This is a genomic window from Streptomyces meridianus (genome assembly GCF_023703325.1).
In the GTDB taxonomy this organism is placed as follows: domain Bacteria; phylum Actinomycetota; class Actinomycetes; order Streptomycetales; family Streptomycetaceae; genus Streptomyces; species Streptomyces meridianus.
Map to the genome: position 1 here is coordinate 24,742 of NZ_JAMQGM010000018.1, position 14,540 is coordinate 39,281.

The 14,540-nt window shown below is 71.7% G+C and carries 14 protein-coding genes; 6 read left to right on the plus strand and 8 right to left on the minus strand.

The window, feature by feature from the left end:
* The first annotated feature begins 38 nt into the window (after positions 1–38).
* The 3 genes from M1E25_RS08440 to M1E25_RS08450 are packed head-to-tail and all read left to right on the plus strand — an operon-like array spanning position 39 to position 2,846.
* Positions 39–554, plus strand: coding sequence for an Lrp/AsnC family transcriptional regulator (locus M1E25_RS08440; protein ID WP_251412108.1), 516 nt, complete (start codon positions 39–41; stop codon positions 552–554).
* A 41-nt stretch (positions 555–595) separates the two neighbouring features.
* Complete coding sequence (locus M1E25_RS08445; RefSeq protein WP_251412112.1) at positions 596–2,281, plus strand: DUF885 domain-containing protein; 1,686 nt, start codon at positions 596–598, stop codon at positions 2,279–2,281.
* A gap of 49 nt (positions 2,282–2,330) precedes the next feature.
* Positions 2,331–2,846 carry a GNAT family N-acetyltransferase gene (locus tag M1E25_RS08450; protein ID WP_251412115.1) on the plus strand — a complete coding sequence of 172 codons (516 nt, stop codon included), beginning with the start codon at positions 2,331–2,333 and terminating at the stop codon, positions 2,844–2,846.
* A gap of 10 nt (positions 2,847–2,856) precedes the next feature.
* Here M1E25_RS08450 and M1E25_RS08455 read toward each other — a convergent pair whose 3' ends face one another.
* Positions 2,857–5,856, minus strand: a complete 3,000-nt coding sequence (locus tag M1E25_RS08455; RefSeq protein ID WP_251412118.1) for an AAA family ATPase — start codon at positions 5,854–5,856, stop codon at positions 2,857–2,859.
* Positions 5,853–7,019: an exonuclease SbcCD subunit D gene (locus M1E25_RS08460; protein WP_251412121.1), complete on the minus strand. Its 1,167-nt coding sequence runs from the start codon at positions 7,017–7,019 to the stop codon at positions 5,853–5,855. The genes M1E25_RS08455 and M1E25_RS08460 overlap by 4 nt, the downstream gene beginning before the upstream one ends.
* Before the next feature lie 498 nt (positions 7,020–7,517).
* Between M1E25_RS08460 and M1E25_RS08465 the strand changes: the two genes are divergently transcribed.
* The 3 genes from M1E25_RS08465 to M1E25_RS08475 all read left to right on the plus strand — a co-directional run bounded on the left by M1E25_RS08465 (position 7,518) and on the right by M1E25_RS08475 (position 10,328).
* The gene (locus tag M1E25_RS08465; protein ID WP_251412123.1) at positions 7,518–8,576 is read left to right on the plus strand and encodes a right-handed parallel beta-helix repeat-containing protein; all 1,059 of its coding nucleotides are present in this window, start codon (positions 7,518–7,520) and stop codon (positions 8,574–8,576) included.
* A gap of 37 nt (positions 8,577–8,613) precedes the next feature.
* Positions 8,614–9,642, plus strand: coding sequence for a methyltransferase (locus M1E25_RS08470; RefSeq protein WP_251412125.1), 1,029 nt, complete (start codon positions 8,614–8,616; stop codon positions 9,640–9,642).
* A 158-nt stretch (positions 9,643–9,800) separates the two neighbouring features.
* Positions 9,801–10,328 (plus strand): hypothetical protein, encoded by a 528-nt coding sequence (locus M1E25_RS08475; protein ID WP_251412137.1) that lies wholly within the window; start codon positions 9,801–9,803, stop codon positions 10,326–10,328.
* Between the two features lie 80 nt (positions 10,329–10,408).
* On the opposite strand, the gene M1E25_RS08480 is transcribed toward M1E25_RS08475, so the two are convergent.
* From M1E25_RS08480 to M1E25_RS08505, 6 genes are all read right to left on the minus strand, one after another.
* A complete protein-coding gene (locus M1E25_RS08480) occupies positions 10,409–10,741 on the minus strand; it encodes a TcmI family type II polyketide cyclase (RefSeq protein WP_251412139.1) in 333 nt (110 codons plus the stop codon).
* Between the two features lie 94 nt (positions 10,742–10,835).
* Positions 10,836–11,294 (minus strand): SRPBCC family protein, encoded by a 459-nt coding sequence (locus tag M1E25_RS08485; RefSeq protein WP_251412141.1) that lies wholly within the window; start codon positions 11,292–11,294, stop codon positions 10,836–10,838.
* A 1-nt stretch (position 11,295) separates the two neighbouring features.
* Positions 11,296–11,553 carry an acyl carrier protein gene (locus tag M1E25_RS08490; RefSeq protein WP_251412143.1) on the minus strand — a complete coding sequence of 86 codons (258 nt, stop codon included), beginning with the start codon at positions 11,551–11,553 and terminating at the stop codon, positions 11,296–11,298.
* 14 nt (positions 11,554–11,567) lie between these two features.
* Positions 11,568–12,815, minus strand: coding sequence for a ketosynthase chain-length factor (locus M1E25_RS08495; RefSeq protein ID WP_251412145.1), 1,248 nt, complete (start codon positions 12,813–12,815; stop codon positions 11,568–11,570).
* A complete protein-coding gene (locus M1E25_RS08500; RefSeq protein WP_251412147.1) occupies positions 12,812–14,080 on the minus strand; it encodes a beta-ketoacyl-[acyl-carrier-protein] synthase family protein in 1,269 nt (422 codons plus the stop codon). Before M1E25_RS08500 ends, M1E25_RS08495 begins: the two co-directional genes overlap by 4 nt.
* On the minus strand, positions 14,077–14,514 hold the full coding sequence (locus M1E25_RS08505; protein WP_251412149.1) for a cupin domain-containing protein: 438 nt from the start codon (positions 14,512–14,514) through the stop codon (positions 14,077–14,079). Before M1E25_RS08505 ends, M1E25_RS08500 begins: the two co-directional genes overlap by 4 nt.
* Between the last annotated feature and the right edge of the window lie 26 nt (positions 14,515–14,540).

Genomic DNA, 14,540 nt, shown 5'->3' on the forward strand with positions numbered 1-14,540 from the left:
CGGTTCGTAGCGGAGTTTTCCCGTGCTATGTTCGGCCAATGGACGGTTCCGTCGCTCTTGATCCGGTGGATCTGCGCATCCTGAGCCTGCTCCAGAACGACGCCCGGACCACCTACCGCGACCTGGCGGCCGAGGTCGGCGTGGCCCCGTCGACGTGCCTGGACCGGGTGACGCGGCTGCGGCGTTCCGGCGTGATCCTCGGCCACGAACTGCGCCTCGATCCGGGGAAGCTGGGGCGGGGGCTGGAGGCGCTGCTGCTGGTGCAGGTCCGGCCCCACCGCAGGGAGCTCATCGGGCCGTTCGTCGAACGCATCCGGGCGCTGCCGGAGTCGCGGGCGCTGTTCCATCTGACCGGCCCGGACGACTATCTGGTGCACGTCGCGGTGACCGGTACGTCCGATCTGCAGCGGCTCGTCCTCGACGAGTTCACGGCGCAGCGCGAGGTCGCACGGGTGGAGACCCGGCTGATCTTCCAGCAGTGGGAGTGCGGCCCCCTGCTGCCGCCCCGGACCGGTGCACCGTCCGGGTCCGGTCAGGTGCGCACACAAACGTAAAGGCGCTGACACGGGGGCTCGTCGGGCGTGAGGATGTCGTCATGTCCGACATCGCGAGCCATCAGCTGCCCCGTCAGGTCGCCGACTCCTACGTCCACGATCTGGTCGAACTCGACCCGGCCCTCGGCACCTACCTCGGTGTGCCGGAGAGCGCCGATGCGCTCCCCGACTTCTCCCCCGCAGGCGAGGAGGCGCATGCCCGGCTGGCGCGGGCGACGCTGGAGCGGCTGGCCGGGGCCGAGCGGCTGCCGGGAGCGGCTGCCGAGGAGGAGCGGCGGTGCGCACGGCTCCTCCGGGAGCGGCTGACCGCCGACCTCGCCGTGCGCGAATCCGGTGAACCGCTGCGTGCCGTCAGCAACATCCGCTCTCCGCTGCACACCGTGCGCAGTGTCTTCACCGTGGCCCCGACGCAGACCGCGGACGACTGGAGCGCGATCGACCGGCGGATGCGCGGCGTTCCGGCGGCGCTGGAGGGCTATCGTGCCTCGCTGGCCGAGGGTCTGAGCCGGGGGCTGCCGGGCGGTCCCCGCCAAGTGACGGCCGTCATCGCCCAGTTGCACGAGTGGATCGGTAAGGACGCGGGCTGGTTCGGGAGCTTCGCGGCACAGGGACCGGAGCGGCTGCGCGCGGATCTGGACCGGTCGGCAGCGGTCGCCACCACCGCACTGGCGGAACTGCGCAGCTGGCTTGCGGACACCTACGGGCCCGCGGTGCAGGACGCACCGGACGTCGTGGGCCGTGAGCGGTACGCACGCTGGTCCCGGAAGTGGAACGGCACGGACCTGGACCTGGACGAGGCCTACGCGTACGGCTGGTCGGAGTTCCACCGACTGCACGCCGAGATGCGCTCGGCGGCGGAGAAGGTCCTGCCCGGCGCGACCGACCCGTGGAAGGCGCTGCGCCACCTCGACGAGCACGGTGAGCACATCGAGGGCGTCGAGGAGACCCGGGTCTGGCTCCAGCGGCTGATGGACGAGACCATCGCGGCGCTGGACGGCGTGCACTTCGAACTCGCCGACCGGGTCAAGCGGGTGGAGTCACGCATCGCGCCGCCCGGTAGTGCGGCCGCCCCGTATTACACCGCGCCCTCCGAGGACTTCAGCCGGCCCGGTCGGACCTGGCTGCCGACGCTGGGCGAGACCCGGTTCCCGGTCTACGACCTGGTGTCGACGTGGTACCACGAAGGGGTTCCGGGTCATCATCTTCAGCTGGCCCAGTGGGTGCACGTCGCCGGCCGGCTCTCCCGCTACCAGGCGACGGTCGGCCAGGTCAGCGCCAACTCGGAGGGCTGGGCCCTGTACGCCGAGCGGCTGATGGACGAGCTGGGCTTCCTCGGCGATCCGGCGCGCAGGCTGGGCTGTCTCGACGCGCAGATGATGCGGGCCCTGCGGGTGGTCGTCGACATCGGCATGCATCTGGAGCTTCGGATCCCGGCGCACTCGCCGTTCCGTCCCGGTGAGCGGTGGACGCCGGAGCTCGGCCGTGAGTTCTTCGGCCTGCACTGCAGCCGCTCGGCCGAGTTCGTCGACAGCGAGCTGGTCCGGTATCTGGGCATGCCCGGCCAGGCCATCGGCTACAAGCTCGGCGAACGGGCATGGCTCGCCGGACGGGACGCCGCCCGGCGGGCCCACGGCAATGCCTTCGACCTGAAGCAGTGGCACATGGCCGCCCTGTCGCTGGGCGCGCTCGGACTCGACGACCTCGTCGAGGAGCTGTCCCGGCTCTGACACCACCGGCCACCGGCACCCTGCAAGACAACTCGATGAGGAGCACTCGTTGGAGATCCATGCCACGGACGACGGCGGCCGCCTGGTCCTCGCCGGCGAACGTGTGATGCTGCGCGAGCAGACCCCCGAAGACGCACGGTTCCTTGCCCTCGGCGAACCGGGCGATCTGATCTGGGTGGACGGCGTACCCGGCGAGGGCACGGTCGTCGCGGCCGGGATGACCCTGCGCGCCGCCGCGGCCGGCGTTCACCGGCCCGGCCGGGGCCTGTTCGTGGTCCGGCGCACCGAGGACTCGGCGGCCGTCGGGGGGATCGGATTCCACAGCCCCCCGGCCGAGGGGACCGTGGAGATCGGCTACGACCTGACCTCGTCCGCGCGCGGCTCGGGCTTGGCCACCGAAGCCGTACGGCTCCTGTCCGCCTGGGCGCTGCGGCAGCCGGAGGTGGAGCGGGTAGTGGCGACGACCGAGGCGCACAATGTGCCGTCCCAGCGGGTCCTGGAGCGAGCGGGGTACCGCCGGGTCGAGGACCGCGGCGCCCTGATGGCCTTCGAACTGGCCCGCTGACGGCGAACGTTCAGCTCTCTGCGCCCACGGTCCGCTGGCGGACCGCCGACCCGTTGCGGGCCTTGGCGACCTCCAGCCGGGCGGGGACCCGCTGCCTGAGCTCCGGGACGTGACTGACGATGCCCACGGCCCGGTCGCGCTCGCGGAGCGCATCCAGGACGTCCAGCACCTCGTCGAGGGTCTGTTCGTCGAGACTGCCGAAACCCTCGTCGATGAACAGGGTGTCCAGCCGCACCCCTCCGGCCTCGTCCGTCACCACGTCCGCAAGGCCGAGAGCGAGGGCGAGGGAGACGAAGAACGTCTCACCGCCGGACAGGGTCGCGGTGTCGCGCTCGGTTCCGGTCCAGGCGTCGATGACGCGCAGTCCGAGTCCCGACCGGCCGCGGCCGCTCGACCGGGCATCCGAGTGGACGAGCGTGTAACGGCCCGAGGACATGCGCTCCAGACGTTCGCCGGCCGCGGCGGCGACCTGCTCGAGCCGGGCGGCGAGGACATACGCCTCGAGCCGCATTCTGCGCTCGTTCTCCGCGGAGGTGCCGGCGGCGAGCGACGCGAGCCGCGCGAGCCGTTCGAACTCCTCCCGCAGCGGGGCGAGCCGGCGCGCGTCGGCCACGGCCTCATCGGAGAGCCGGTCCAGTTCGGTGCACCGTTCGCGGGCGGCGGCGTCCACGGCCGACGCCTCGCGCAACCTGCGGGTGGCCGCCTCCGCCACGGTCAGGGCCGCCGCGGGATCCGCAGGCGGGAGGACCGCGGCCTCGGCCGGGCCCGGGTCGGCCAGCTCCGCTTCCACGAACGCCTGTTCCGCACGCCGTGCCTCGGCGCGGGAGCGCAGTTCACGCCACCGGGCGTCGTCCAGTACGGCGTCGGCGGCGGCACGCGGGTTCTCGAATCCGGCCCGGGAGGCGGCATCCGCGAGCCGCGCGTCCGCCTCCTTCAGCCGCTGGGCCGATTCCTCCGCAGCCCGGACGGCCACGGCGGCGCGGGCCACCGCGTCGGCGCGCCGTTCCAGATCCCCGGCGCGTGCGGTGACACCCGCGGGTCCGGCTCCGACGCGGGACAACTCGGCTTCCAGCGAAGCCTGTTCGGCGGTCAGGGCCTCGCGGCGCGAGGTCCGTGCGGCGGCCCGCTGCTCGGCCCGGCGCCGCTGCTCGAGGCGGTGTTCCCGCTCCCGCTCGCCGCGGTCGGCCGCCTCGCGGGCCGCATGCAGGTCCCCCGCGGCATGCCGGGCCCGGATGTAGGAGCGCTGCAACTCCGCGACGGCGGACCGGATCCGGGCTGTCTCCTCCCCTCCGGCTGCCGAGTCGGCCGCGGCGAGCGATTCCCGCCGCGAGCGCAACTCCCGGTCGGCGTCCTCGCGTGCTCCCTCCGCCCGGCGGTGTTCCGCCAGCGCCGCTTCCTCGGCCTCGCGGTTCGCCTGGCCGGGGACGGCACGCGCCGGGCGGGGATGTTCGGTGGAGCCGCACACCGCGCAGGCGTCCCCGGGACCCAGCTCGGCGGCCAGTTCCGCGGCGATGCCCTGCAGCCGGCGCTCCCGCAGGTCGAGCCAGCGCTCGTGCGCGTCGCCCGCGCTGCGGCGGGCCCGCTGGAAGCGTTCCTCCGCCTCCGGCAGCTCCGCGGCGAGGTCGTCGCGGCGCTGCGCCGCCTCCAGCCTGCGCAGTTCCGGCTCGACTACGGCACCGAGCTGCTCGGCCCGAGTGGCTGCCTCCTGTGCCTCCTCGACCCGTCGCCGCAGTTCATCACGGCTGCTGTACCATCCGGCGAGCCACGCGTCGGCCTCGTGGAGCAGCTCGTCGTCGGCGTGCGCCTGGCGGTCGAGTCCGGCGAGCTCGACGGCGAGCTCGGCGACCCGCTGTTCGCTCCGCCGGGCCGCCGAGAGTTCGCCGAGTTCCTCGCGGAGCCGGTGCTCCACAGCCTCGAGTCGGTCCGCGCCCGCCTCGGCGAGTTCCCCGGGGAGCCGCTGCCGGCTCCGGTCCACAGCGGCGACGGCGGCCTGCTGGTCGCGTTCGGCGGCCGCTCTGAATTCCAGTGCGGGAAGGACGCGTTGGGCCTGCTCTGCGCGTTCCAGGCGGGCGCTGATCCGCTCGTGCTCCTCCCGGCCGGCAGCGAGGGCGGCACGGCGGCGCAGGACGTCGGCACGGCGCTGCTGGAGACGGGCGAGTTCGCGGGCGTCCTCGGCGCCCTGCTGCGCCGCCCGGTGCTCCTCTTCGGCCGCCTCCACCGCGGTCCTGGCGATGTCCCTGGCCTCGCGGGCGTCGACCCGGGCCAGGCAGGCCCAGGTGAGCAGTTCCTCGGCGAAGCCCGGTTCGCCCGGAGTGCGGTCCGGCAGCGGAGCCGACGCCGTGCCCGTGGCGGCCTGCGCCATCCGGTGGGCGCGTGCGAGCAGCCGGTCGTCGCCGTGGCGCACGCGTTTCTCGGCGGTGCGCCGCAGTTCGGCGAGACGGTCCTCGGCGGCGGAGAACCGGCCGGTGTCGAACAGGGCACCGAGCAGGCGTCCCCGTGCCTCGGCATCGGAGCGCAGGAAACGGGCGAAGTCGCCCTGCGGCAGCAGGACGACCTGGCAGAACTGCTCCTTGCTCATGCCCAGGAGCTGGGTGATCTCCTCACCGATCTCCTGGTGCGAACGGCTCAGCGCGGTCCACTGCCCGTTGCGCAGCTCCCGCAGGGCGGTGTGGGCCTTGTCGCGGGTCAGACCGGTCCCACGCTTCTTGGGCCGGGACTGCTCGGGGCGCCGCGTGATCTCCAACCGCCGTTCGGCGACGGTGAGTTCGAGGGCGACCTCGGTGGCGACGGACTGCTCGGCGTGGTCGCTGCGCAGGCCCTGGCCGCTCTGCCGGGCGCCGGGGACGCTGCCGTAGAGCGCGAAGCAGACGGCATCCAGGACGGAGGTCTTGCCGGCCCCGGTCGGACCGTGCAGGAGGAAGAGGCCCGCCGCGGACAGTTCGTCGAAATCGATGCGCTGCGTGCCGGCGAACGGTCCGAAAGCCGTCACCTCCAGCCGGTGCAGCCTCACCGTGCGATCTCCTTCACGATGTCCTGCACGCGGACACTCTCGAGTACCTCACGCAGCACGGCCCGCTCCTGTTCGTCGGGGCCCGCACCGCCTCGGACGTGTCCCACGAAGTCCTCCGCGATCTGCTCGTCGGTGCGCCCGCCCACGCGTCCCGCGTAGGAGGACGACCGGTCCTCCGGCGGACGCTCCGGAGCGAAGCGGAGGTTCAGCACGTGGGGGAAGCGGCGGGTGAGCCGGGCCATCGGCTCGGCCGGGCGCGCCGGGTCGGTGAGGGTCGCCTCGACCCACGACTCCTGGTGGCACTCGAGCGCCGGATCGGCCAGGAGGTCCTCGAGGCGTCCCTGGAGCCGGACCAGACGACGGGGTACGGGGCAGTCGACTCGCTCGGCGTCCAGGGAGCCGTCCGGGCCGAGTTCGACCAGCCACATGCTCTTGCGGTGGCCGGCCTCGGAGAAGGAGTAGGCGAGGGGGGAGCCCGAGTAGCGGACCCGCCCGGTGATGCTCTGGCAGCCGTGCAGATGCCCGAGCGCGGCGTAGTCGACGCCGTCGAACACCTCGGGCGGTACGGCCGCGACACCGCCCACCGTGATGTCGCGTTCGCTGTCGCTGCCGGCGCCGCCGCTCACGAAGGCATGGGCGAGCACGACGGAGCGGGTGTCCGCGGGGCGGTCGGCCAGGTCGGCGCGCACCCGGTCCATGGCCGCGGAGAGCACCGCGGTGTGGCTCACCCGTGCCGCTCCCAACTTCTCGCGGGCCAGGGCGGGTTCGAGGTAGGGCAGCCCGTAGAGGACCACGTCGCCGTGGTCGTCCGCGAGCACGACGGGGGTGGAGCAGCCCGCGGGGTCGGTGCGCAGATGGATACCGGCGCGCTCGAAGAGGCCGGCGCCCACGCCCAGGCGCCGGGCGGAGTCGTGGTTCCCGGAGATCATCACGGTCGGTACGCCGAGGTCGGCGAGCCGGTGGAGCGCGTCGTCGTACAGCTCCACGGCGGCCAGGGGCGGCACGGCGCGGTCGTAGACGTCGCCGGCGACGAGCACGGCGTCGACCCGGCGTGACCGGACAGTCTCCACGAGATGGTCGATGAAGGCAGCCTGCGCGGGCAGCATGTTCACCCGGTGGAAGGACCGGCCGAGGTGCCAGTCCGATGTGTGCAGAATCCTCAAGCCGTGGCTCCGAGCCGCATGTCTCCCCCTGGTTTCCGCTCATGTGCAGGGCCGGGAACCCGTCGCCGGCGTTTCCCTACGGTATCGGCGGGGACCGACAGTCCGTGCACGGGCCTCGGCCTCGGCCGGGAACGGGGTCGACGGGATCCGCCGGGGCCGTTCGGGTGATGATCAGGGGCCGGGGCGCCCGGACGGTGTCGTGGAGGCCCGCTGAACCGTTCGCCGTGCATGACCGTTCCTGCTGCTCGCCCGTGGTTCCTTCCCTCCCGACTGGAGGCCCTGTTCGCGACGGAGCCGTTCCCCGCGGCACCCGCTCCGCGGCGTCGCTCCCCCGGCGCAGCGGCATCCGGCGAACCGGACCCGGAGGGCGCTGCGACCGCAGCCGCTCCTCCGGCGGACGGACGGAGACGGGGCCCGGTCCCCCCGACTCCGGACCCCATGTAGCCATTTGGCCACCACCGGTGGCGAGGGAAGGATCCTGCCCATAGCTTCAAACCCATGACAAAACACCAGGTAACGTTCATCGGCTGGGTGGCGGCCGCCATGGTCGCCGGCCTGGCCGCAGCACCTGCGGCACATGCGTCGGATGTCCACCTCGTCCATTCCGGAGAGTCGATCCAGAAGGCGGTGAACGCCGCCCGGGCGGGCGACACCGTGATCGTTTTCCCCGGCACCTATCGGGAGAGCGTCCAGATCAAGAAGTCCGGTGTGACGCTCCGCGGCTCCGGCTCGGCGACCGTGCTCAAGCCGAGCACCAAGAAGGCCAAGAACGCCTGCGCCAAGGCCGGCAACGGCATTTGCGTCACCGGCACGGACAGCAAGCCGTTGCGGAATGTCAGCATCCGCTCGCTGGTCGTCTCCTCCTTCAAGAAGAACGGCATCTGGGCCACGCGCACCGACAGCATGACGGTCCGCGGTGTCACCGCCCGCTACAACGGGCAGTGGGGCATCGCCCAGGAACGGTCGACCCGCGGGTACTTCCGCAACAACACCGCCAGGAACAACGTCGAGTCCGGGATCTTCCTCGCCAACACGATCGACCGTGAGGGCGGCGCCACCGACACCAAGGGTGCCGTGGTCCGCGACAACGATCTGACAGGCAACCGGATCGGCGTCACCCTGCGGCGGATCCGGAACTTGTCCGTCCACCACAACACCATCAGCGGCAACTGCGGTGGCGTGTTCGTGGTCGGCGACGAAGGCGTCCCGGCGGCGGGCGACATGACGATCCGCAGCAACATCGTCTACAAGAACAACAAGTTCTGCGCCGGCAACAGCCGGCTGCCCGCCATCCAGGGCGCCGGCATCGTCCTGACCGGCGCCCAGGACACGACGGTCTCCCGGAACTTCGTCGCGGACAACAACGGCTCCTCACCGCTGTCCGGCGGCATCGTCCTCTTCAAGAGCTTCGTGGGTGCACCCAACAGCAACAACGTCATCCGGGACAACATGGCGCAGCGCAACCTGCCCGCCGACCTGGCCGACCGGGACACCGGGACCGGGAACCGGTTCACCCGCAATTCCTGCACGGTTTCGGAACCCACGGGCCGGTGCTGACCGGTACGTCCTCCGTCCCTCCGAGAATCGAGGCGGCATGACCACCGTTGACCCAACTCCCGCACCAGCGGTGCGACTTCGGGAACTCGTATTCGGCGCGGCATTCGCCGGGGCGGTGCGGGCTGCAGCCAGGCTGGGTGTCGCCGACGCGCTCGGGGACGCACCGGCCGCTCCGAAGGAACTGGCCGCCTCGGTGAAGACCGAGGCACAGCCCCTGAAGAGGCTGCTCCGCGCACTGTCCGCGCACGGGATCTTCGAGGAGACCGCGGACGGGCGGTTCGCCCACACCGAGATGTCACGTCTGCTGCGGGAGGACACGCCGGGCAGCCTTCGCTACATCGCGCTGTGGTGCACCGAGCCGTGGACCTGGGAGGCGTGGCCGCGGCTGGACGAGGCCGTGCGGACGGGGAAGCACGTCTTCCACGACCTGTACGGCAAGGAATTCTTCGACTACCTGAACAACGACGCTCCCGAGTCGGCCCATGTCTTCGACAGAGCCATGACCACCTCGAGCAGGCAGTCGGCCAGGGACATCGCGGAGTTCCTCGACCTCGAAGGGGTCTCGTCCATCGCGGACATCGGCGGCGGTCAGGGACTCGTTCTCGCCAGCCTGCTGGAGAAGCACCCCGAGGTGCACGGCACCCTGCTGGACCTGCCGAGTGTGGTGGCGAACGCCGACTCCCGTCTCCGGGAGGGCGGGCCCCTCGCCGCACGAGCCCAGGTCGTCGGCGGAGACTGCCGTCGGAACATCCCGGTCGAGGCCGATCTGTACATCATCAAGAACATCCTCGAATGGGACGACGAGAGCACCCGCAGGACCCTGCGCAACGTCATCGCGGCCGCCCGGCCCGGTGCCCGCGTGGTGGTGATCGAGAACCTGGTCGACGACAGCCTGTCGATGAAGTTCACGACGGCCATGGACCTGCTGCTGCTCCTCAACGTCGGTGGTGGCAAGCACACCATGCAGAGCATGACCGAGCGGATGGAGCAGAGCGGCCTCCAGGTCGGTGACATCCGCCAGGTCAACGGTTTCCTGCACGCGTTCGACAGCACCGTCCCCGCCTGAACGAGGCCGGCTTGTGCGTCGTCCGCAGGGCACATCCGCCGGATGTGCCCTGCGGCATGCGGTAGCAGCAACCGGCCATGGGGGACCGGCTGTTGGCGTGCCCTGGACGACACGGCATCATCACTCCGTCAACGCAAACCGATCCCCGGGGGGAATCCGTGTCATCCCTACGCGACGTCGACCAGCGGGCCGGGCGGGACCTCTGGATCGCCACGGCGGCCATGCTCGTCGCCCTGGCCTGCTTCCCGTGGTCCGCCCCGGGCGGCACGTCGTGGGTGTTCGTCGTGGTCTCCGCCGTGCTGGCCCTTTTGTCCGTCTTCCTGCTGGTGGCGGCCCGGCGCCGGCTGCGGCGACCGGACGGAACACCGGCCCCCCTGCAAAAGCCGGCACCCGGCACGGACGGGAACCAGGACCTCGACTTCGGTTCCTCCCCCGGCCCGGACCGGGCACATCAGCCCCCGGGCGGAGGCGGCCCGGCCACCCCGCCCGACTCCGGTCCCGCTCCGGTCACAGCACCTGCCCCCGCGCCCGGCATGGCCTACGGCAGCGGGTCCACCCCCGCCGGTGATCTCCCGCCGGTGGCCGTCGCCGACGCTCCGAGGGCCCGGCCGATGACCGTGCTCGCCGAACTCGCCGCCCTGCTGAGCCTCGTGGTCTCCGTGATCCAGCTGTTCGTCGACGGCTGAGGCCCACGGCAGCGGATGCGAACGGGCGGGCGCCGGGCGGTCCTGCCGCCCGGCGCCCGCCCGGATTCCGACGACCCGTGTCACGTGCCGCTCGCGGCCTCCCACCGGTAGAACTCGTGGGCCATCGCATCCTTCGGGCCGGCCCACGTGTCCGGGTCGTACGCCTCGACGAAGGACGACAGCCGGTCACTGACGTCCCGGAACTCGGGGTGGTCGGCGACCTTGGCGACAGCGGGCCCCGGTGCCCGGTCGGCCTCGATCAGATGCAGGTAGACGTCGCCGAACTGGAAGAGGCTGCGGCCGGTCACGCCGACCATGCGCGGCAGCTCTCCGCGGTCCGATTCGGCGAAGATCCGGGCGATGTCCCGGGCGGAGCCGGGCTTCATCCGGGCGACGATCAGTGCGCGGTGCATGAGGCGTCCCTTCGCTCATGGGCCGGAGGGCCCGCTTGAATGGCGCCCGGCCCCGTGCGCACGCATCGCGCGAGGGGCCGGGCGGACGAGGCCGTCAGCTCATGGCGGCGGCGCGCTTTTCGACCTTGTCCCGGATGAGGGCCATCTGGACACGGGAGTTGCGGTTGATCATGTCCGTCATGCCGGCGTCGTCGACCGGCGCCTGAGGGTTCATCGCGAAGTCCTGGATCCAGCGCATGCGCGAACCCGTGGGGAGCTCCGAGTACTCCCACCGGATGTCCATGTGGTGAAACGGCCCCGGCTCGATGCGGCGGGCCTGCACCGTGAGCGACTCGCGGTCGGTGATGCGTTCGGAGACCCAGCTCCAGACCTTGCCGTTCTCATCGGGGTGCATGGTGAGCCGGAAGGTGGTCCGGTCGCCCTCGCGGGAGAGGACCTCGACCGCCGCGTACTCGCTGAACAACTGCGGCCACCGTTCGAGGTCGTTGGTCATGTTCCAGACCAGGTCCACGGGCGCCTTGATGCTGATCTCGTTCTCGGTGTGTCCGGGCATGTCACGCTCCAGCGGTGAGCACGGAATTGATGAGGCCGACGAATTCGTGCGGCGTCCTGGACTGTTCGGCGTCCGGAGGCATGGGGCTGCCGCTCCGGTTCTCGAGCTCGCCCACGATGCCGAGGAGCCCGAGGGAGTCGAGGCCGTAGTCCGCGAACGTGGCCTCGGTCCGGGCTTCGAGCACCTTCGGGTCCACGGTGACACCGGCGCCGCTCTTCATCAGTGCGGCCAGCTCGTCGAAGGTCAGATGAGTCGTCATGGCGCTTCTCCTTGTCAAGAGGGGTTCCCGTCGCCGGCCCGCAGGACGAGGGCGGCATTGGAGCCCATGAGCCCGCGGGACAGGACCAGGGCGGTGCGCAGCTCGGCCGGGCGGGCCCGGGTCGTCACGAGATCGATGTCGTGGCAGATGTCGATCACGTTGGGGGTGGGGGGGACCAGACCGTGCTCCATGGCCAGGACTGCGGCGGACGCATCCAGGACCGGGGCACCGCAGTACGCACGCCCCGTTCCCGTCTTGGGCGCACTCACCGGGACGTTCCCCGCCCACGCCCCGAGCGCATCCGCGATCGCCAGCGCCTCCGCCCGGTCCGCCTCCGGCACACCGAGAGCGTCGGCGAAGACCACGTCGACCTCTTCGGGGGCGCACTGCGCCTCCTCCAGGGCCTGCCGGATCGCCTGAGCGAGTCCGTCACGCGACTTCTCCCAATCGGACGCCCCGGTGAACGTCGCGGCATGACCCGCCACGACGGCCCGCACCGCCGCTCCGCGGGCCCGCGCCGCCGACTCCTCCTCGACCACCAGCATCGCGCCGCCCTCGGCGGGAACGAAGCCGCAGGCCTCGGAGGTGAACGGCAGATAGGCGCGTGCCGGGTCGCCGGACGCACTGAGGTCGGGATAGCCCAGCTGGCAGACGATCGAGTACGGGGCCAGCGGCGCCTCCGCGGCGCCGACGACCACCGCGTCGGTGCCGCGCCGGATGTTCCGGGCCGCGTGCGCGAGGGCGTCCAGGCCTCCCGCCTCGTCACTGGCGACGACTCCGCACGGCCCCTTGAACCCTCCGCGGATGGAGATCTGGCCGGTGCTCGCGGCGTAGAACCAGGCGATGGACTGGTACGGGCCGACGTAGCGGGAGCCCTGGCCCCACAACCGCTGGAGTTCACGCTGACCGAACTCACCGCCGCCGGACCCGGCTGCAGTGACGACGCCGAGCGCGAACGGCGAGCCGTGGGACTGCGCGTCCAGCCGGGCGTCCTCCAGTGCAAGGCCGGCGGCAGCCATCGCGAAGTGGGTGAAGCGGTCGGTCTGGACGAGGTAGCGCTCCTCGATCACCGCGCCCGGGTCGAACCCGCGCACCTCTCCGGCCACCTGGAGGGGCAGATGACCGCACCCCTCCCGGCTGACCCGGTCGAGGACGCTGACTCCCTCCTGCGTCGCCTTCCAGAAGGCTTCCGTGCTGGTGCCGTTGGGGGCGACGACCCCGATTCCCGTGACGACGGCCCGTCGTGGCCCTTGCGAACTCATCGTGTTCTCCCGCCTGTCCGGTTCAGCACGACCGCCGACTGGAACCCGCCGAAGCCGCTCCCCACCGACAGAACGGTGCGCAAAGGCAGCGAGCGCGCGGTCCGCGGCACGTAGTCGAGGTCGCACTCCGGGTCCGGGGTCTCGTAGTTGGCTGTCGGCGGCACGACACCGTGGGCGAGCGCCAGGGTGCACGCTGCCAGCTCGATGGCCCCGATCGCTCCGAGCGAGTGACCGACCATGGACTTGATGGAACTCATCGGCACCGAGTAGGCACGCGCACCCAGCGAGCGTTTGACGGCCGCCGTCTCGTGCCGGTCGTTCTGCTGGGTCCCGGAGCCGTGGGCGTTGACGTAATCGACCTCGGAGCTGTCGATGCGGGCATGGTCGAGCGCCGTGTCGATGGCCTCCGCCATCTCCAGGCCGTCCTTGGTCAGACCGGTCATGTGATAGGCGTTGCCGAAGGTGGCGTAGCCGCGGATCTCGCAGTAGATGCGCGCGCCGCGCCTGCGGGCGTGCTCGAGTTCCTCAAGAACCAGCACGGCCCCGCCCTCGCCCATGACGAAGCCGTTCCGCCGGGCGTCGAACGGCCGGGAGGCGTGCTCGGCGTCGTCGTTGCTCGGGGAGGTCGCCTTGATCGCATCGAAACAGGCCACGGTGATGGGCGAGATCGGGGAGTCGGAGGCGCCGGCGAGACAGACGTCGACCTTCCCCTCCTCGATCGCGTGGAAGGCGTAACCCACGGCGTCCAGGCCGGAGGTGCATCCCGTGGAGACGGTCTGCACCGGACCGTGGGCGCCGATCTGCTCCGCGACCTCGGAGGCCAGGGCGCTGGGGGAGAACGCCCGGTGCAGGTGCGGGCCGGCCGGCCGGTGATCGACGTCCCACCGCGCGCCCGACTCGCTCACCTCGACGTAGTCGTTCTCCAGCCGGGTGGTGCCTCCGACGGCGGTGCCCATCGACACCCCCATCCGCCACGGGTCCTCCGCCTCCGGATCGAGCCCGGCGTCACGGATGGCCTCCTCGGCGGCCACCATGGCGAACTGGACGTAGCGGTCGGCGCGTTCGACCTCCTCCTCGTCCAGCCCGTGGGCGTGCGGATCGAAGTCGCACTCGGCCGCGATACGGGACCGGAAGCCCGTGGGGTCGAAGAGGGTGATGCCGCGGGTCGCCGTGCGCCCGGCTGTGAGCATGTCCCAGAACGCGGGGACGCCTATCCCGCCGGGAGCCACGACCCCGAGGCCGGTGACTGCCACACGACGGGTCATGATCTCGCCTCCACCCGCTCGTCCGGGGGCCCGGCGGGGGCCGCGGCCGCGGTTTCCTCGGTGTCGACGTGTCCGAGCTCGGGACGGGGAGCCAGCGGGCCGAGATGGAAGACCATACGGGCCTCGGTCTTCCCCACGTTGCGGAAGCGGTGCCGCATGTTGACCGGGATGTACAGGCCCTGATCGGGCTTCAGCGAATGGGGCTCGCCGTCCAGGTCGACCTCGAGCGCTCCACTGACGACGTACACGAACTCCTCGGAGTACGGGTGGTAGTGCTCGCCGATGCGCTCGCCGGGCTGCACGAGGGCCATGCCCATGAAGCCGCTGGTGGCGCCCACCGTCGTGGGCGTCAGCATCGCCCGCAGGTCCCCGCCGCGTCTGCGGTTGGGCTCGGTGGCTGCAAGGTCCACGATGCAGGGGTGGTGCGTGGTCATGAGAGCTACCTCCAGGGGGAGCTGCC